Below are 18,440 nucleotides of genomic sequence, written 5' to 3' on the forward strand. Positions count from 1 at the left end.
CCTGTCAGCCCAGCGTCGGCATGGAGAACGCAGCGCCTGTCTCCTGCTGCATTTCCGGCCAGCGCGCGGTGATGGTTTTCATTCGGGTGTAGAAACGCACGCCGTCGTTGCCGTGCACGTTGAGCGCGCCAAAGATGGATCGCTTCCAGCCGCCGAAGCTGTGGAACGCCATCGGCACCGGGATCGGCACGTTGACCCCCACCATGCCCGCCTGCACCTCTTCGCAGAAGCGGCGCGCACAGCCGCCGTCGCGGGTGAAGATCGCCGAGCCATTACCATATTCATGGCGGTTAATCAGATCCACCGCGCTGGCGTAATCTGCTACGCGCACCACAGAAAGCACCGGGCCGAAAATCTCTTCTTTATAGATGGTCATCTCCGGGGTGACGTTATCGAACAGCGTCGGCCCGACGAAGTAGCCCTGCTCGTGGCCCTTCACGCTGAAGCCGCGACCGTCCACGCGAAGTTTCGCTCCCTGCGCTTCCCCGCTGTCGATGTAGCCCAGCACCTTGCTGCGGTGCGCGGAGGAGATAAGCGGCCCCATTTCGTTTTCCGGCGTCTGGTCCAGGCCCGGCCCGACGCGCAGCGCGGCAATCTGTTTTTCCAGCCGGGCGCAGAGGTCGTCGGCGGTTTTATCCCCCACCGCCAGCACCACCGAGAGCGCCATGCAGCGCTCGCCCGCCGCGCCGTAGGCCGCGCCCATGATGGCGTTGGCCGCCATCTCCATATCGGCGTCCGGCATCAGAATGCAGTGGTTTTTCGCGCCGCCCAGCGCCTGACAGCGCTTACCGTGGGCGGACGCGGTCTGGTAAATGTATTCCGCAATCGGCGTGGAGCCAACAAAGCTCACCGCCTGCACGCGCGGGTCGGTCAGGAGCACGTCAACGGACTCTTTATCCCCCTGCACCACGTTGAACACGCCGTCCGGCAGGCCGGCCTCTTTCAGCAGCTGCGCCAGCGCGAGCGCCAGAGAAGGATCTTTTTCAGAGGGTTTCAGCACGAAGGTATTGCCGGTCGCCAGCGCAATCGGGAACATCCACATCGGCACCATCGCCGGGAAGTTAAACGGCGTGATCCCGGCGCAGACGCCGAGCGGCTGCATCAGCGAGTGGCTGTCCACGCCTGTGCCGACGTTCGCAGAGTGTTCGCCCTTTTGCAGATGCGGGATGCCGCAGGCAAACTCCACCACTTCCAGGCCGCGGGTCAGTTCGCCCACCGCGTCGGAGAAGACCTTGCCGTGCTCTTCGCTGATGATGCGGGCCAGGCGCGTCATGTTCTCTTCAAGCAGCGCCTTGAAGCGGAACATCACGCGCGCGCGCTTCAGCGGAGCCTGGCGCGCCCACGCCGGAAACGCCTGCTGCGCGGCGGCAATCGCCTGTTCGGTTTCCCGCGCCGTACTCATCACCACCTGGCGGATCTGCTCGCCGGTGGCCGGGTTGAAGATCGCCTGAACGCGCTGGCCTGAACCGGTGACACATTCGCCGTGAATAAAATTCGCTACCGTCTCCATCCTTAACCTCTCGCTGTTGATACGTGACTGTTACGTGAACGCTGTGTACTGGACACTATATATGAAACAAATATTCCATTTTAAGTTGAAATAAAATAAATGATGATTATTGTGATCAAGGATGGATTTTTATGTTAACAGCCAGCAACACTGACGCCGCGTACGCTATTAAGGGATTTCGGGCGAGGAAATGACTGAAGCTTCTGTTTCATTTTTGCTGCCAGATGGATGGCCGACATTTAAAAGACGCGGTTTTGCGTTTAGAATCATAAGACTGTATTTGGGGGATAAGATGACGACAGCAACCAGCCTGAACGAACTGCAGCAGCAAATCCGCGATCGCTACGATAGCCTGAGCAAGAGGCTGCAGCAAGTCTCCCGCTACGTGCTGGATAACACCAACAGCGTGGCCTTTGATACGGTTGCCGTCATTGCCGAGCGCGCCGACGTGCCGCCGTCGACGCTGATCCGCTTTGCCAACGCGTTTGACTTCACCGGCTTCAACGAAATGAAACAGCTGTTTCGCATGAACCTGGTGGAGGAGACCGCCAGCTACAGCGACCGCGCCCGGCTGTTCCGCGAAATGGAGAGCGAGGCCGTGCCGGAAACGCCGCTCGATATCCTGCAGGAGTTTGCCCGCTCGAACGCGCAGGCGCTACAGCAGCTGGCCGCCCGCGCCGAGCCGGAAATGCTGGAGCGCGCGGTGCAGCTGCTGGCCGCCGCCGACACCATCTACATCGCCGGACTGCGCCGCTCATTTAGCGTCGCGGCCTACCTCACCTACGCCCTCAGCCACCTGGAGTGCCGCCCTATCCTGCTCGACGGCATGGGCGGGATGCTGCGGGAGCAGATCAGCCGCATTAAGGCGCGCGACATTGTGGTGTCGATCAGCTTCTCGCCGTACGCGGAAGAGACGGTGATGGTGAGCGAAACCGCCGCCAGCGTCGGGGCGCGACAGATTGTGATTACGGACAGCCAGATCAGCCCGCTGGCGACGTTCAGCGATCTCTGCTTTGTGGTGAAAGAGGCGCAGGTTGACGCGTTCCGGTCCCAGTCGGCGACGCTGTGCCTGGTGCAGTCGCTGGTGGTGGCGCTGGCGTATCGGTTGGGGGAAGGGAAATAAGAAATAAAAAACCCCCTGCACAGGCAGAGGGTTTGGTTGCTAATTCAGCGGGATATTATTATCTCTACCATCACAACCTATGAAAAAACATTAAAAAAACAGCAGATTAATCGAATTAACTATATCCATACCACAATCACTCTCAAGCCACCTAACTTTGATTTGTAGTGCCATTAAAGTTTAGAATTGCTTACAGCAAGCAATGCATAATGAGTAAATTAAAATGCGAGGTTTAAATACCACCAATGATAAAAATCTATTCTATCCCACCTATTTGTTTAGCTGTCATGCCATCATGTGATGGTTCTAACGTCCATAGTCTCGCATCGATCCCATCATTATTCAGTTTTCGCATTAGGAAACGCGCTTGCTGAGCGTCGTGTGTAGTCAGAACTACTTGAAAGCCTAACTCTGCAATAAAATCACGTAGAACATCGAATACCGAAGATGCATGAATTAAGTCATGATGTTGAGTAGGATCATCAAGCAGCAAAGCTCTCCAAGGGGACCATGTATGTATGGTTGCCATTGAGAGCATGAAGGACAACTGTAAATCTGTCATCTGTGCTTGGCTTGCTACATCAGCAGCACCAACAAAACCGTCGCCCAAGCCAACCTGGATCGAAGCGTGGTCCTTGGCACGATTTTGATAATATTTCAAGTTGGTACCAGAAAAACGAGGCTCCTGAACGATACGTCGCAATATCGCTTGCCAATGAGGTACAACATCTGCAATTTTGTCTCGGATTTTTTCAATACCACTAGTCAAATGTGAGTGAAATTCATCTAATGCGTATTTTCGTTGGCTGCTCAAGGCATACTCATCTTGAGCATTTTTCAATGCCTCCCTCATAAGTCGAGTGTGCTCACTTTCCGAGAGTTCCCCCCTAACTGCATCAATTTCCTTCTGTGCAGCCATTAAGGCATTGGCCTCGGCTATCCGATTCAGCTCCATCTCAATATTGCTCAATTGCAGGCGTACCTCATCGGCTTTTGCCTTATCTTGCAAAATTTTTTCTTTAATATTCTCCAGCTGTTCATTAGAGGGTGACTTAAACAACCCAGCAGATTGCCATTTGGACAATAATGTTTCTAAACGTCCTTTGTCCAGTTCAAATTGCTGCGAAGTCCGGGTTATAGATGCATCAATATCAAGGAGTAACCTAGATAAAGCAGATTTTTTAGCCTGAATCTCTTCAATTTCCGTAGCGCTCAAGCGCACTTCTTCTTCAAGTGATTTCAACATCTGTTCGAATTGCTCAATTGTCATATCCTTGACAACTGACGGTTCCATTTCATTTAATGTTAAGGAAATGCTTTTAATAGCTTCATTCGTTCTCTTAACAGCTTCTTCGCATTCCGCTAAATCCCTTTTAGCTGAATTATAATGAGTAGTCAGTTGGGTCATGTCCTCGACATTAACCAGAGGCTTTTGTACAGCCCGTTTGACTTTGAGTTCGGCACTTTCTCCATCAAATTTTTTCTGTAAAAAGTCAAGACGTTCTTCAATCACCGATAGATCATAACCAACAAGAAGTTTGTCTGACTTAGCCGTTTTAATTTCTAAGTCAATGACCGCTATTGCTTCGTTTATGCGTGTTTTAGCATCCAGAGCCGTTGTAAGTTCAGAATTTTTCTCATGCAGCTTCCTTCTCGACGTTTCCAGCATCTCAGTTACCGAGCGAAGCTCCAAAGTAGCGATTTCAAGACGAGGGTCAATTACCTTTAGAGCTTCGGAAATTCTACTACGCAGCTTTTGTTCACCATGTACTTCCAAACATACCGGGCAGGAGTTAGTTCCTGCTGGCAATTTCTCAGCAACTGTTGAAACAGCGGCACGAATGGCTCCCACTGCATCTTGATAAGCAGACATAACTGATTTTGCATGATGGTAAGATGAATTAACTCTCTCAACTTCTGTTGCTAAATCACGGAGCTCTTCTTCCAATAAAGTTATCTTCGTACTAGTTACATGAAGATTGCTTTCTTCCACTTGCTTACGCAATTCTGCAGAACGCCAGTTTTCGTACGACTTCCTTGCTGCAGTAAGATCTTCATAATGTTGTGAGATGGTTATAGCTAATGATTCCAGAATACCGTGAACTTCTGATGCCGTTAGGGCAGCCGAGTAGATTTCCTGAGCTTTTTCAAAGACAACCTTTTTTTGCTCAAAAGAGCGTAAAAGTTCGTCTCTCATATGACATTGCATATTTAGCAGACCCAATTTTTCTTCGTAGGACCGCTTTCGCTCTAGCTTAGGTTTGAGCTGCGATAATTTTTCATTTAATAGCCGATGATTCTCGCCAGCAGACTCGATACTTTCACTTAATTGCTTTTGGCTATCTTGATATTCAGATTGAGTCAATTTGCTAGTCTTCAACTTCTGTTGAAGGCTTTCTAACGACTCGGAAATCTCACCATAATTAACCGGAAGCAAAACCAAGTCAGCCAAGTTGCCCAAAGTTGTCTCAATCGAAACTAAACGCTGATTGTTAACAGTTTTAGCAATGGCCCACTGCTCACGAATCGCAGCAATAGTCTTTGCTTCCACACTTACGGGGGTATTTGTAATCACTCCCAAACGTTCATTTAATAATGATAAAGAAGGTAGAGGCTTACTTAAATCAGTTTGAGCGCTATCGCGTACTCTAAGCAACGCATTCCAATCATTCAGCAATTTCTGTTTCGACTCGATAATACCATTCAACTCATTGAGTCTTCTAGCAATGGCTGGTCTTAGTCTCGTAACCGTGGAGTTAATCTGAGAAGCTTGTCGCCCCAGCGGTAACATCGCTAGTTGCCCACCCGCCTCTTCACTTCGTTGATGGCAAAACCATTCACCATCTCTCTGGTCAAGCAAGTGTGTAAGTCGGAGCAGGAAGGGAATCTCTTCTGGGGTTGTGTCACAAAAAATTTGCTTCAGATTTCCCTCACTGATAACACAGACTTTCTCCTTTGTAACTGAGACCTCGCGCTGCCAGTCGCCAAAATTAATCTTTACCGAAGCTTCATTGCCACCGTTTCTAATAAGAGGAGCCCACCTTTCCTCCACTCGCTTTACTTTAGAAGTTAGAGCAAGTTCAATGGCCTCCAGCACCGCCGTCTTACCCGAACCGTTAGGTGCAATTAATATGGTTGCCCCAGCTCCAAAATTAATCTGAACATCAGAACCAAAACGACGGATGTTATTCAGGACTATAGATTTCAGTTTAATTGATTCACGTGTATCCATCATGAATCCATCCTAGGGTCAACATTATCAATGATACCTGGTATAAGGTCTTTACCTGGTTTCTCGCTGAGGAAGGTTCTTAGCCATTGTTCTTGCAGAGGATTAGTGAGCCATGCATGATTGTTTTGAGTTGCCATAAATGCCGCAGTGACAGGGTCTACAATTTCAGTGCCAATATCACTTGCACTTAGCGATGCCAAAAATGTCCTATCAAGTAACTGTGGCATTTCATTAAGAGAGCTTGTCACATACTTGCGACAAAATTGTTCATCTGCTTCTATACGGGATCTATTATGAGCACTGAATCCCTGCGCAAGTAAAATGAGATAAAGATCGGAGGTCTCTGGCTCTGGTAAAATATCGCGAACTTGGGCTGTCCAACGAACTACTATTTTCCAATCTTCAATTTTGTCGATGGCAGCCAGTAACATCGTACGGCCACTACTCAATGGCCTTATAGTCCGTCGAACCTTAAGAGCTGTAACATCATTCAGTGGTTGCTCAGCTAGATTAGTCAAAGAATTATCAATAAAGACATCAAACCTGCCTCTCGCCCGGTCTCTAATTTGCGCTTCCATCTCACGAGTCTTCATTATTTTTCCAGCTCAGTTTTCATAATATTTTCTTCTCTAGCTAAGCCACGCAGACGAAACTCAGGCTCTAAGAGTTTTGTAACCATTTCTATTTTCCCGCTTTTTACAGCCATCCGAAATCTCCTAGAGTTTGTGACAGCCAACATCGCTCGCCGCGAAGTACCAAAGCTATCCTGAGATAATCTATCAGAAGCGATAGAGCACCGATTTACCTCACTATGAGAAGAGCTGGATCCTGCTAGTAGAATAATATTCGCAAGCTCTTTTCCTAATAAGTCTTCGACCTCCGTATCATCGTCATCCTCAATCAAGAGCCGTGCAGTTCGATTTGATGATGCGGGGCCGCCCCAATATTTAAGCGCTATGACTCGAATATCATTCCCTGATAAAAGCGACACTACATCCGTATGTCGTTTTAAAGCAATAGCAGTAATCATCAACATCATGAGTCCATCTGCAAGTATCTGTGTAGTTCGAGGGCCAACACGCATCACACCGAACATTTCGAGTTTCTCACTAGCTGGACTCAGCATCCTTACAAACAGCTCATTCGCTAGTTTCAGATCAGCATCTAACATAGGATAAAGTACCTGCCAGAGTCTATCGACCTCGATTTGCAAGTCTCCGGCTGACATACCTTGAATAGAACTGCTAATCGCAGTTTTAGTAAGCGACCATGCAATTTTATTCATTGACAAATCAAAACTATCACATTCAATTTTGGTATTTTCAATACCACGTAGCTGACGCGAATCGATGCAATAAGTTAAATCTTTAGCTTCAATCCATTGAAGCCCAGAAAAATCATCAGAGGTAACACCGAGCGTATTTGCAAATGTGCTTTTAATCGCTGTACTCCAAGATTTAACATCGCATAAACCCGCATGCCCCGGCCCACGTAAATGAAGCGCAAGGCGCATCAAACGAGGCGTCAGATGGTCCCGTGACCAAATCTGTTGATCATACTTGACACCAATTTTTAATCGTTTCTCATAGCTACTGCTATCGTTCCAAAAAATCGGAACAGTGTTAGAAGGCTCCTCTACACCATATTGGTGGCTCGTTGCACATCCAGAAACCCCCCAAGTAAAAGTGGTCTCTTCCTTTGCATACTGAGTCCATACAGGAAACTCTGACCGAAGATATTGGCGAATCAGGGAAAATATCTGTCGAGGAGTCGCAGCCCCAGCATTTGATACATTTTGTTCCAGATCAAGTAAGAGAACTTTAAATGCTTCGGGTGCCGGGGAGAAGTATGTCTCTAATAGAGACTCAGCTGATTTCTGGATCTCACTCTCGAGAGACTTAATCTCAACTTTCAAATTACGCAAAGCTCTATGAATATGAGTCCAGTCGGTAAATCCGCACCAAGTTGTCAGCCAATCATATATATGTCCTGCTGCAAGATTAGTTTGCGCGTGCGACTCTAAACCATTAGGGGTAGTAGTACTAAGCCTGCATAGATCACAAAAATCCTCAAAATGCCTAATTTCGAATTCTTTCTTGATGTTAATCTTCCGATCAGGTACCTGAATTGTGAAACTTCTGACTATACCATCGGATATAGTTGCAGACGAAAACCATTTAGCAAGAGCTAAGATTGAATTATCGAACGCACTTAAATCAGGCAATTTGGGAGGGGCAATGGGCGAGGCCTTCGCATTTACTACTTTCGCTGTTGTAGTCTTAATCGCACGCTTCGCCTTCTCACTACTAAAATCAGTCACTTGTCGCTTGACTTGCGTATGGCGAAGCGAGCCATCACTTAGCTCCTGAACAATGTCATCCCAATCAGGCACAGCACCTTGCTCACATCCAAGCCACTTTGCTCCCTGCCGCCCTTCAAGATAAGCAACCACCATGGTTGCCATCATCTGAGCACAAACCAAAAAAGCGTACCTGTCTGCTTTTAATAGTCTAAGTTTTCTCTGCATACGATCACGCTGCAATTATTGATGAAGGATTGCCTAACGATTGTTATACAGTTAATGACGTAATTCGTGAGATCTCTAAAAATGCCCATCGACATCCATCTAAACTGTGCCCAACCTAACAATCATGACAAATGGTTGATTTTATTGATAATTATAACAAATAATTTATTGTATTAAAAATTTATTCTCTTCCATAGAAAATCCTTTTTATATAAAAAAGCACCATTCTGCTCTCTCAACAAGCAACAGATTGTCGAAACCGTTTGAAACTGTCGCGGGCTTAACTCAATATTAGTAATACCATGAATCATGCCATACATAGAAATGAAATTATTGCGTTCTATGTTGAGGAATTACGAATGGGATGCTTCCTTATCCGCAAATTCAAAAAAAGTTAGGGTCGATAGCAAATGTTTTTAATGTAAGCCAATGCAGTTTGTTCAGGCTGACGACATTGTTAGTGAGGAGTAAACTGACAATTGATTCAACCCACGCAGATAGGGGTGTGGTATATAGCTGACGCTCATGGCACACAGTCGATTTTTGCAGTCATGATGCCGCAGGGAAGTATCATGAATATGCGGCGTGGTGCGGTGACACCCACGACAGCAGAGTAGCTGCGAAGCCTCGGGTTGGAGACGAATGAGCAAAGAGTGTTATGGTAAATTTCAGTGCAGGAAGAGATACTTAATTCTTTTTCAGAAAAGAAAAAAGAAGTCAAGTTAGTATTCATGGCAACAACAATGTTTAAGGTTTAGGGTGTTTATTGGCGAATACAAATCTAAATGCTTTGAATGTCGTTTTCCATTAGTTCACGCTAGTCGATGAAACATAAAAAAGCCCGCAGTTACGCGGGCTTAGAAGTATTTTGCTGTTTTTACGCCCAAGTCGTTGCCAGACGCTCAATCATTCCCACTCAATCGTAGCCGGTGGCTTACCGCTGATGTCATATACGACCCGCGATATGCCATTGACTTCATTGATTATTCTATTAGACACGCGGCCTAAGAAGTCATACGGCAGGTGCGCCCAGTGCGCCGTCATGAAGTCGATGGTTTCCACCGCACGCAGGGAGACAACCCAGTCGTACTTACGGCCATCGCCCATCACGCCGACGGAGCGAACCGGCAGGAACACGGTGAACGCTTGGCTCACCTTGTTGTACAGGTCAGCTTTGTGCAGCTCTTCGATGAAGATAGCGTCCGCGCGGCGCAGCAGGTCGCAGTACTCTTTCTTCACTTCGCCCAGCACGCGCACGCCCAGACCCGGGCCCGGGAACGGGTGACGGTAGAGCATGTCGTACGGCAGACCCAGTTCCAGACCGATCTTACGCACTTCGTCTTTGAACAGCTCGCGCAGCGGTTCAACCAGGCCCATCTTCATCTCTTTCGGCAGGCCGCCCACGTTGTGGTGAGATTTGATGACGTGCGCTTTACCGGTTGCGGAGGCCGCAGACTCGATCACGTCAGGGTAGATGGTGCCCTGCGCCAGCCACTTAACGTCTTCCAGCTTCAGCGCTTCTTCGTCGAACACTTCCACGAACACGCGGCCGATGATTTTACGCTTGGCTTCCGGATCGTTCTCGCCTTTCAGCGCGTCCAGGAAGCGCTGCTCGCCTTCCACATGAACGATGTTCAGACCGAAGTGGTCGCCGAACATGTCCATGACCTGCTTCGCTTCGTTCAGACGCAGCAGGCCGTTGTCCACGAACACGCAGGTAAGGTTTTTGCCGATGGCGCGGTGCAGCAGCATCGCGGTCACGGAGGAGTCCACGCCGCCGGAGAGGCCGAGGATCACTTTGTCATCGCCAACCTGCTGGCGGATACGCTCAACGGCGTCGTCGATGATTTTTGCCGGGGTCCACAGGGCTTCACACTGGCAGATGTCACGCACGAAGCGCTCCAGCATGCGCATCCCCTGACGGGTGTGGGTCACTTCCGGGTGGAACTGCACGCCGTAGAAGCGTTTTTCTTCGTTCGCCATGATCGCGAACGGGCAGCTTTCGGTGCTGGCAACGGTCACGAAGTCAGACGGGATAGCGGTGACTTTGTCACCGTGGCTCATCCACACGTCCAGCAGCGGTTTGCCGTCTGCGGTCAGGGAGTCTTCGATACCGCGCACCAGCGCGCTGTCGGTCACCACTTCTACCTGCGCGTAGCCGAACTCGCGCTCGTTAGAGCCTTCTACGTGGCCGCCCAGCTGCATTGCCATGGTCTGCATGCCGTAGCAGACGCCGAATACCGGCACTCCCGCTTCGAACACGTACTGCGGCGCGCGCGGGCTGTTCTCTTCGGTGGTGCTTTCCGGGCCGCCGGACAGGATGATGCCGCTTGGATTGAATTCGCGAATCTGTGCTTCCGTGACATCCCACGCCCACAGCTCACAGTAAACGCCCAGTTCACGTACGCGACGCGCCACCAGCTGAGTGTACTGAGAACCAAAATCCAGGATGAGAATGCGATGTTTATGAATATTTTCCGTCATTGACGCTAATTCCGAGGCAAGTGAAACAAAAACAGAGCGCCCGGCAGAAGCCGGGCGCGGAAACTTATCAGGAGCCCAGACGGTAGTTCGGGGACTCTTTGGTGATCGTCACGTCGTGAACGTGGCTCTCCTGGATACCCGCACCGCTGATGCGTACGAATTCCGCTTTAGTACGCAGCAGGTCAATGGTACCACAGCCGGTCAGACCCATACAGGAGCGCAGGCCGCCCATCTGCTGGTGAATAATCTCTTTCAGACGGCCTTTATAGGCAACGCGGCCTTCGATACCTTCCGGTACCAGTTTGTCAGCGGCGTTATCGGTCTGGAAGTAACGGTCAGAGGAACCTTTGGACATCGCGCCCAGGGAACCCATACCGCGGTAAGATTTGTAAGAACGACCCTGGTAGAGTTCAATTTCGCCCGGGGATTCTTCGGTACCGGCCAGCATGGAGCCTACCATTACGGCAGCGGCGCCCGCGGCGATGGCTTTAGCGATGTCGCCAGAGAAGCGGATACCGCCGTCAGCGATAACCGGAATACCGGTGCCTTCCAGCGCTTCAACCGCGTCAGAAACCGCGGTGATCTGCGGAACGCCCACGCCGGTCACGATACGGGTGGTACAGATAGAGCCAGGGCCGATACCCACTTTCACCGCGCTGCAGCCGGCGTCAGCCAGCGCGCGAGCGCCTGCGCCTGTTGCCACGTTGCCGCCGATGATCTGCAGGTCAGGGTATTTTGCACGGGTGTCGCGAATACGCTGCAGCACGCCTTCGGAGTGGCCGTGTGAGGAGTCAATCAGCAGCACGTCAACGCCCGCAGCAACCAGCGCGTCAACGCGCTCTTCGTTACCTGCACCTGCGCCAACCGCAGCGCCAACGCGCAGACGGCCATGCTCGTCTTTACAGGCGTTCGGTTTACGTTCTGCTTTCTGGAAATCTTTAACGGTGATCATGCCGCGCAGGTGGAAGTTCGCATCCACAACCAGCGCTTTCTCAACGCGTTTTTCGTGCATTTTCGCCAGCACCACGTCGCGGGTTTCGCCTTCGCGGACGGTCACCAGACGCTCTTTTGGCGTCATGTAGACGCTAACAGGCTGGTTCAGGTCAGTCACGAAGCGCACGTCACGACCGGTGATGATGCCGACCAGTTCATTGTCTTCGGTCACTACCGGATAGCCGGCAAAGCCGTTACGTTCGGTCAGGGCTTTCACTTCGTGCAGGGTGGTGGTTGGCAGAACGGTCTGTGGGTCGGACACGATGCCGGACTCATGCTTCTTCACGCGGCGAACTTCTTCCGCCTGACGCTCGATAGACATGTTTTTGTGGATAAAGCCAATGCCGCCTTCCTGTGCCAGGGCGATAGCCAGGCGCGCTTCAGTCACGGTGTCCATTGCCGCGGAGAGCATAGGAATGTTCAGACGAATGGTTTTCGTCAACTGCGTGCTGAGGTCGGCAGTATTCGGCAGAACGGTGGAATGAGCGGGAACGAGGAGGACGTCGTCAAACGTCAGTGCTTCTTTAGCGATACGTAGCATGGGCAATATCTCTGACCTGGGTGGTTAAATATTGCCGTGGCATTATACAGAGCGTAACCGATTGCATCTACACTTTTTTGAAAAAATGCTTGCGAATGCCTCTCAGCAGGTTACTATCGACTGAATAACTTGCTGATTTAGAATTTGATCCCGCTCACATGTTATCCTCTCAATCTCCCTCAATTTATACTGTCAGCCGCCTTAATCAGACGGTGCGTTTGCTGCTTGAGCAGGAAATGGGGCAGGTCTGGATCAGCGGTGAAATCTCTAACTTCACGCAGCCGTCCTCCGGACACTGGTACTTTACCTTAAAAGACGATACCGCTCAGGTGCGCTGCGCGATGTTCCGCAACAGCAACCGTCGCGTGACGTTCCGTCCGCAGCACGGCCAGCAGGTTCTGGTTCGCGCCAATATCACCCTGTATGAGCCGCGCGGCGACTATCAGATCATCGTTGAGAGCATGCAGCCCGCGGGCGAAGGTCTGCTGCAGCAGAAGTATGAGCAGCTAAAAGCAAAGCTCTCTGCCGAGGGATTGTTCGACCAGCAGTTCAAAAAACCGCTGCCCTCACCTGCCCACTGCGTTGGGGTCATCACCTCGAAAACCGGTGCCGCCCTGCACGATATTTTACACGTCCTGAAGCGTCGCGACCCTTCCCTGCCCGTCATCATCTACCCGACCGCCGTTCAGGGTGATGATGCGCCAGGGCAGATTGTTCGCGCCATTGAACTGGCAAACGCCCGTCAGGAGTGCGACGTATTAATCGTCGGGCGCGGCGGCGGATCGCTGGAAGACCTGTGGAGTTTTAACGACGAGCGCGTGGCGCGGGCAATCTTTGCAAGCGTCATCCCCGTGGTGAGCGCCGTCGGGCATGAAACGGACGTAACGATAGCCGATTTTGTTGCGGATCTGCGTGCGCCTACGCCGTCCGCGGCGGCGGAAGTGGTGAGCCGTAACCAGCTGGAGCTGCTGCGTCAGCTTCAGAACGGCCAGCAGCGGCTCGAGATGGCGATGGACTACTTCCTTGCCAACCGTACCCGCCGCTTTACCCAGCTTCATCACCGTCTTCAGCAGCAGCACCCGCAGCTGCGTCTGGCGCGTCAGCAGACCGTGCTGGAGCGCCTGCGTCAGCGCATGAACTTTGCGCTGGATAATCAGCTTAAGCGCGCGGTGTCGCGCCAGCAGCGCGTGACCCAGCGCCTGAACCAGCAGAACCCGCAGCCGAAAATCTATCGTGCGCAAACGCGCATTCAGCAGCTGGAGTATCGCCTGGCGGAGACTCTCCGGGCGCGTCTGAGCACCACCCGCGAACGTTTTGGCAACGCGGTGACCCATCTGGAAGCCGTGAGCCCCCTATCCACGCTGGCGCGCGGCTATAGCGTGACGACGGCAGCGGACGGCAAAGTGCTGAAGCAAGCAAAACAGGTGAATACCGGTGATGTTCTTACCACCCGCCTGTCTGACGGCTGGGTAGAAAGCGAAGTGAAATCAATTAAACCGGTGAAAAAGACGCGTCAGCGCAAAACCGGATAATTCTTCGCCGGTTACTTACTATACTGCTGCTATTCCCTTTTTTAATAAGGAGAGCAGCATGTCCCATCTTCGTAGCGTTATTCCCCCTTATATTCTTCGTCGTATTATCGAAAGCGGTTCCGAGCCGCAGCAGCGCTATGCCCGTCAGACCTTAACCCACGTCCAGACGCTGATGGCGCATATGCCGGGCAAACCCGCAGCGCCGCACGTGAATAAAGCCGGTCAGCTTGAGCGCGATATCTACGATGCGAAACAGACCCAGGAGCTGCCGGGTACCCAGGTGCGTTATGAGGGGCAACCCTCCAACGGCGATGTGGCGGTGGATGAAGCCTATAGCTATTTAGGCATCACCCATGATTTCTTCTGGAAAGAATATCAGCGTGATTCTCTCGATAATAAGGGACTTATTTTGACCGGCACCGTTCACTACGGCCGGGAATATCAGAACGCCTTCTGGAACGGTCAGCAGATGGTGTTTGGCGACGGTGACGGGGAGATCTTTAACCGCTTCACGATTGCCATCGACGTGGTGGCGCACGAGCTGAGCCACGGCGTAACCGAGACCGAAGCCGGGCTTATCTATTTTGAGCAGTCGGGCGCGCTGAATGAGTCCCTGTCAGACGTGTTTGGCTCTCTGGTGAAACAGTACCATCTGAAGCAAACCGCCGATAAAGCAGACTGGCTGATTGGTGAAGGGCTGCTGGCCGCGGGTATTAACGGCAAAGGGCTACGCTCCATGTCTGAACCCGGCACCGCCTACGACGATCCTCTGCTTGGGAAAGACCCGCAGCCCGCGCACATGAAAGATTTCATCAAAACGCGCGAGGATAACGGCGGCGTACACCTTAACTCCGGCATTCCCAACCGGGCGTTTTATCTGGCCGCGACGGCGATCGGCGGTTACGCCTGGGAAAAAGCCGGTTATGCCTGGTACGACACGGTTTGCGATCGCAATCTGGCGCAGGATGCGGATTTTGATGCCTTCGCAAAACTGACGATAGCCCACGGAGAGAAACGCTCCGGCAGCGACGTTGGGGCGGCGATAAAACACGCCTGGGAACAGGTGGGAGTGCTGTAAATGCAGGTTCCGGAACTGACGGATGACGCCGTGGTTGAGCTGGCCCGGGAAGGCGGCGTCGCTTTTATCCCTAAGCTGAGCGGCCAGCGTACCATCGCGCTTTCCTCGCTTAATGAGGCCCAGCGCCAGCGCCTGGTGAGCATCCTGGAGCAGGCCTTTCCACGCGGTCAGCCGCCGGGTCAGTCGTCGTCACCCGGCAGCGGGGACCAGCGCTATTTCCGCATCCAGATTATCTGGACCGGGCAAAATCAGGCGCACTACGCCGATATCATCGTGCTGGTACCTGAGCAGGAAGCGCCCGAGTCGCTGGTCGAGCTGTGGAAGAAAGGCGAAGACTGCGTGTGCGATTAACCTTCGGCCAGGACAAACTCCACGCGCTTTTTAGAAATCAAGCCGTGGCCGTTCTGGCAGAAATAGTCCACCGCCCCGCAGGCTTTTAGTACCTGGAGTGGCTGATGGCACTCCGGGCAGCGGGCTTCGAGCGCGATATCTTTATTACAGCTGTCGCAGTGCGCGACCCCGTTCAGGGGTTCAAGCTGTGCCTGGCAATCCGGGCAGGTAATGGTCATGGTGTCTCCTTCAGGGCGTTCAGGTCTGCGAAAATTTTACCACGTCTTCAGTGCGGGCCACGCAACCGTTGCTGCAAGGTCAGCAGCAGCGCCACCTCTTCAATTCTGCGGCGCGTTGTGCGGCTCACCTCCTGGGGATCGCGCTCAAACAGACTGTTTGCGCCAAGAATGTGTCCTGTAAGACAGCGTTCGTAGATCGTGCCGGGGATATGCCAGCGCTGAATATCCTTACCTTTAATTAGCTCCAGCACATCTTCCGCGCCGCGTCGGTCGTAGTTGATAATGCGCCCGTCGCGTAACCAGAGCCGCAGGCCCTTTTGCCCGCCCGCGGGCCCCGCGTATTTGTTGAGCCAGATGTCCACCGGCACGCCGCTGATGCTTCCCTGCAGGTGCGCCTCGCCTTCTGCGGTGGTCAGGTCACCTTTTGCAATATTGCGGCCCAGGCGGTCTTTGGCCGCCACCACCTGCAGCGTCATCTCGTCCTGACCGCCCAGATAGCGCACCGTTTCGCGCAGCATCGCCAGCACGTGCGTACCGATATCCAGAATCACGCCGTCCGGGTGGCGAAGCGTTCTGGTATCCGGTTCTCCGGTTGCGAAATTGAGCGCAATCGGTTCCCCTGCGGCGTTATACCCGCTCGGCTCCTGCAAAAAGCCTTCGATTCTGGCGATATCAGAAACATGGCCGACCAGCGACCGCTTCACCGTTTCGATGCGCGCCATCCAGTGGTCGAGCGCCAGCACGCGGGACGCCACACCGGGCGTTGCCAGCAGCGCGTTGAGTTTTTCGATTTGAGGAAGCGTGGCGACAATCGGTTTTTCAATCACAATCCGCGGGATCGGTGAGGCAATCGCCTGCTCAAGCACCTCAAGGTGGTGCAGCGATGCGGTGGTAATAAAAAGGGTATCCAGCGGGGTGGCTAAAAGCGCCTCAAGCGAGGCGCAGCGCGTAACGCCTTCAGGGTGCTTTGCGGGGAGAGCATCAAAGCCGAAACAACGAACGGCGCCATCGAAAAGGTTACGTAGTGCGGGCAGATACGCTGTTTCCACTACCGCACCAAGACCAACAAATCCTAACTGCATAGTTTCACCTCAGAAAATACCGTGCCGGGGCGAAACGCCTGCCCCGGCACACCGAGGTTTATGAGGCGCTAGCTGCCGGTTTAGTCTGCACATTTTCCAGCATGCGGCGCACCGGAACAATGAGGACGATCAGCACTGCGGCACAAATCAGCAGCGCGATGGAGCAGCGCGCGAAGAGATCCGGCAGCATATCCAGCTGGTCGGCCTTCACGTGACCGCCAATCAGGCCCGCCGCCAGGTTACCCAGCGCGCTGGCGCAGAACCACAGCCCCATCATCTGGCCGCGCATTCTCTCCGGCGCCAGCAGGGTCATGGTCGCCAGACCGATCGGGCTCAGGCACAGCTCGCCGAGCGTCAGCATTAAGATACTGCCCACCAGCCAGAACGGCGACACGCCCGCCCCGCCGTTGCTCAGCACGTTCTGTGCTGCCAGCATCATCAGGCCAAAGCCCCCTGCCGCACACAGAATGCCGATAACAAACTTGGTGATGCTGCTCGGGCGAATGTTCATGCTCGCCAGCTTCGGCCATGCCCAGCTGAACACCGGGGCCAGAAGGATAATGAACAGGGCGTTGATCGACTGGAACCACACCGCCGGAATTTCAAAATCACCCATCATGCGGTTAGTGTAGTCGTTGGCAAACAGGTTGAACGAGGTTGGCTTCTGCTCAAACGCGGACCAGAAGAACGCGGCGGAGACCAGCAGAATAAAGCAGACCAGCAGCCTGGCGCGCTCTTTCCGGTTCAGGCCCGCGAAAATGAACAGGTAGATAAAGTAGAGGGCAACGGACGCCGCAATTACGTAGACCAGCAAGCTGGCTACCGCGACCGGGTTAATAACAATCACGCCCTGCGCGATCAGCGTCACGAGCGTTGCCACGCCTGCCGCCAGCGCCAGCAGCCAGACGCCCACGCCGTTACGCTTCACCACCGGGCTGTTCCAGGTGGAGTCCAGGCCGACTTCGCTGTCGTAGCGCTTCATCGCCGGAACCGCAAACACGCGGAAGATAATCAGCGCTACCAGCATCCCGATGCCGCCAATACCAAAGCCCCAGTGCCAGCCGTGGGTTTTAATCAGCCAGCCGGAGATCAGCGGGGCGATGAACGAGCCCATATTGATGCCCATGTAGAACAGCGAGAAGCCGCCGTCACGACGCGCGTCGCCTTTTTTATACAGGGTGCCGACCATCACCGAGATACAGGTTTTGAACAGGCCAGAGCCGAGCACGATGAACATCAGGCCGATAAAGAACAGGTTATTGCCCATGATGGCCGACAGCGCAATCGACAGGTGGCCGAGCGCGATCAGAATCGAGCCGTACCAGACGGCTCTCTGCTGGCCGAGCCAGTTATCCGCCAGCCAGCCGCCCGGCAGCGCGGCCAGGTACATGGTGCCGGCAAAGATACCGACAATCGCCGAGGCGTTTTCGCGCGCCAGCCCCATGCCGCCGTCATAGACGGTGGCGGCCATAAACAGGATCAGCAGCGGGCGAATGCCGTAGAACGAGAAACGCTCCCACATCTCGGTAAAGAACAGCGAACCGAGCGGATACGGATGGCCGAAGAACGTTCGGCTCTCTTTTTGATTAACAGAGGATTGCATAATTCTCCCGAAAGGTATGTGTCGTGCTTGTAAACACCAGCAGGTACGCCGGCCAGTTACGTATCTGACCGATTTTTTACATGCGGCGAAAAGTTAGTTAACCATTTGATAACCAGTCGCTAGTTTTGTCTAGTACCAGCCCCTGGACTTTAAGATGAAAATTCGA

The 18,440-nt window shown here is 52.8% G+C and carries 13 protein-coding genes; 4 read left to right on the forward strand and 9 right to left on the reverse strand.

What is annotated here, in order from left to right:
- Positions 1-4: 4 nt before the first annotated feature.
- Positions 5-1,510 (reverse strand): CoA-acylating methylmalonate-semialdehyde dehydrogenase, encoded by a 1,506-nt coding sequence (locus tag OSH03_RS17410; RefSeq protein WP_266179685.1) that lies wholly within the window; start codon positions 1,508-1,510, stop codon positions 5-7.
- 292 nt (positions 1,511-1,802) lie between these two features.
- Here OSH03_RS17410 and OSH03_RS17415 point away from each other — a divergent pair, with 292 nt between their 5' ends.
- Positions 1,803-2,633, forward strand: a complete 831-nt coding sequence (locus tag OSH03_RS17415; RefSeq protein ID WP_266179686.1) for a MurR/RpiR family transcriptional regulator — start codon at positions 1,803-1,805, stop codon at positions 2,631-2,633.
- A 256-nt stretch (positions 2,634-2,889) separates the two neighbouring features.
- Here the strand turns inward: OSH03_RS17415 and OSH03_RS17420 are convergent, their stop codons facing one another.
- From OSH03_RS17420 to guaB, 5 genes are all read right to left on the reverse strand, one after another.
- Positions 2,890-5,868, reverse strand: coding sequence for an AAA family ATPase (locus OSH03_RS17420; protein WP_266179687.1), 2,979 nt, complete (start codon positions 5,866-5,868; stop codon positions 2,890-2,892).
- On the reverse strand, positions 5,865-6,458 hold the full coding sequence (locus OSH03_RS17425) for an ABC-three component system middle component 1 (protein WP_266179688.1): 594 nt from the start codon (positions 6,456-6,458) through the stop codon (positions 5,865-5,867). The genes OSH03_RS17420 and OSH03_RS17425 overlap by 4 nt, the downstream gene beginning before the upstream one ends.
- Positions 6,458-8,392, reverse strand: a complete 1,935-nt coding sequence (locus tag OSH03_RS17430; protein ID WP_266179689.1) for an ABC-three component system protein — start codon at positions 8,390-8,392, stop codon at positions 6,458-6,460. Before OSH03_RS17430 ends, OSH03_RS17425 begins: the two co-directional genes overlap by 1 nt.
- Positions 8,393-9,298: 906 nt before the next feature.
- The gene (gene guaA, locus OSH03_RS17435) at positions 9,299-10,876 is read right to left on the reverse strand and encodes a glutamine-hydrolyzing GMP synthase (RefSeq protein ID WP_003860599.1); all 1,578 of its coding nucleotides are present in this window, start codon (positions 10,874-10,876) and stop codon (positions 9,299-9,301) included.
- Between the two features lie 67 nt (positions 10,877-10,943).
- On the reverse strand, positions 10,944-12,410 hold the full coding sequence (gene guaB, locus OSH03_RS17440) for an IMP dehydrogenase (RefSeq protein ID WP_014884799.1): 1,467 nt from the start codon (positions 12,408-12,410) through the stop codon (positions 10,944-10,946).
- Between the two features lie 158 nt (positions 12,411-12,568).
- Here guaB and xseA point away from each other — a divergent pair, with 158 nt between their 5' ends.
- From xseA to OSH03_RS17455, 3 genes are read left to right on the forward strand one after another with little or no spacing between them, the layout of a single operon-like run.
- Positions 12,569-13,942, forward strand: coding sequence for an exodeoxyribonuclease VII large subunit (xseA, locus tag OSH03_RS17445; protein ID WP_061097407.1), 1,374 nt, complete (start codon positions 12,569-12,571; stop codon positions 13,940-13,942).
- Positions 13,943-14,000: 58 nt separating this feature from the next.
- Positions 14,001-15,020: a M4 family metallopeptidase gene (locus OSH03_RS17450; RefSeq protein ID WP_061097406.1), complete on the forward strand. Its 1,020-nt coding sequence runs from the start codon at positions 14,001-14,003 to the stop codon at positions 15,018-15,020.
- A complete protein-coding gene (locus OSH03_RS17455; RefSeq protein WP_151414106.1) occupies positions 15,021-15,371 on the forward strand; it encodes a protealysin inhibitor emfourin in 351 nt (116 codons plus the stop codon). It begins immediately after the preceding gene.
- Here the strand turns inward: OSH03_RS17455 and OSH03_RS17460 are convergent.
- From OSH03_RS17460 to OSH03_RS17470, 3 genes are read right to left on the reverse strand one after another with little or no spacing between them, the layout of a single operon-like run.
- Positions 15,368-15,589, reverse strand: coding sequence for a zinc ribbon domain-containing protein (locus OSH03_RS17460; RefSeq protein ID WP_266179690.1), 222 nt, complete (start codon positions 15,587-15,589; stop codon positions 15,368-15,370). The genes OSH03_RS17455 and OSH03_RS17460 overlap by 4 nt on opposite strands.
- 47 nt (positions 15,590-15,636) lie before the next feature.
- Positions 15,637-16,671 (reverse strand): Gfo/Idh/MocA family oxidoreductase, encoded by a 1,035-nt coding sequence (locus OSH03_RS17465; RefSeq protein WP_266179691.1) that lies wholly within the window; start codon positions 16,669-16,671, stop codon positions 15,637-15,639.
- Between the two features lie 58 nt (positions 16,672-16,729).
- Positions 16,730-18,274 carry a peptide MFS transporter gene (locus OSH03_RS17470; RefSeq protein ID WP_266179692.1) on the reverse strand — a complete coding sequence of 515 codons (1,545 nt, stop codon included), beginning with the start codon at positions 18,272-18,274 and terminating at the stop codon, positions 16,730-16,732.
- Positions 18,275-18,440: the final 166 nt, after the last annotated feature.

Origin of the sequence: Enterobacter nematophilus (assembly GCF_026344075.1) — a bacterium.
Taxonomy (GTDB): domain Bacteria; phylum Pseudomonadota; class Gammaproteobacteria; order Enterobacterales; family Enterobacteriaceae; genus Enterobacter; species Enterobacter nematophilus.

Coding starts and splice junctions, on each gene's coding strand:
- OSH03_RS17410 (WP_266179685.1), bottom strand. CDS start 1,510: ATGGAGACGGTAGCGAATTTTATTCACGGCGAATGTGTCACCGGTTCA.
- OSH03_RS17415 (WP_266179686.1), top strand. CDS start 1,803: ATGACGACAGCAACCAGCCTGAACGAACTGCAGCAGCAAATCCGCGAT.
- OSH03_RS17420 (WP_266179687.1), bottom strand. CDS start 5,868: ATGATGGATACACGTGAATCAATTAAACTGAAATCTATAGTCCTGAAT.
- OSH03_RS17425 (WP_266179688.1), bottom strand. CDS start 6,458: ATGAAGACTCGTGAGATGGAAGCGCAAATTAGAGACCGGGCGAGAGGC.
- OSH03_RS17430 (WP_266179689.1), bottom strand. CDS start 8,392: ATGCAGAGAAAACTTAGACTATTAAAAGCAGACAGGTACGCTTTTTTG.
- guaA (WP_003860599.1), bottom strand. CDS start 10,876: ATGACGGAAAATATTCATAAACATCGCATTCTCATCCTGGATTTTGGT.
- guaB (WP_014884799.1), bottom strand. CDS start 12,410: ATGCTACGTATCGCTAAAGAAGCACTGACGTTTGACGACGTCCTCCTC.
- xseA (WP_061097407.1), top strand. CDS start 12,569: ATGTTATCCTCTCAATCTCCCTCAATTTATACTGTCAGCCGCCTTAAT.
- OSH03_RS17450 (WP_061097406.1), top strand. CDS start 14,001: ATGTCCCATCTTCGTAGCGTTATTCCCCCTTATATTCTTCGTCGTATT.
- OSH03_RS17455 (WP_151414106.1), top strand. CDS start 15,021: ATGCAGGTTCCGGAACTGACGGATGACGCCGTGGTTGAGCTGGCCCGG.
- OSH03_RS17460 (WP_266179690.1), bottom strand. CDS start 15,589: ATGACCATTACCTGCCCGGATTGCCAGGCACAGCTTGAACCCCTGAAC.
- OSH03_RS17465 (WP_266179691.1), bottom strand. CDS start 16,671: ATGCAGTTAGGATTTGTTGGTCTTGGTGCGGTAGTGGAAACAGCGTAT.
- OSH03_RS17470 (WP_266179692.1), bottom strand. CDS start 18,274: ATGCAATCCTCTGTTAATCAAAAAGAGAGCCGAACGTTCTTCGGCCAT.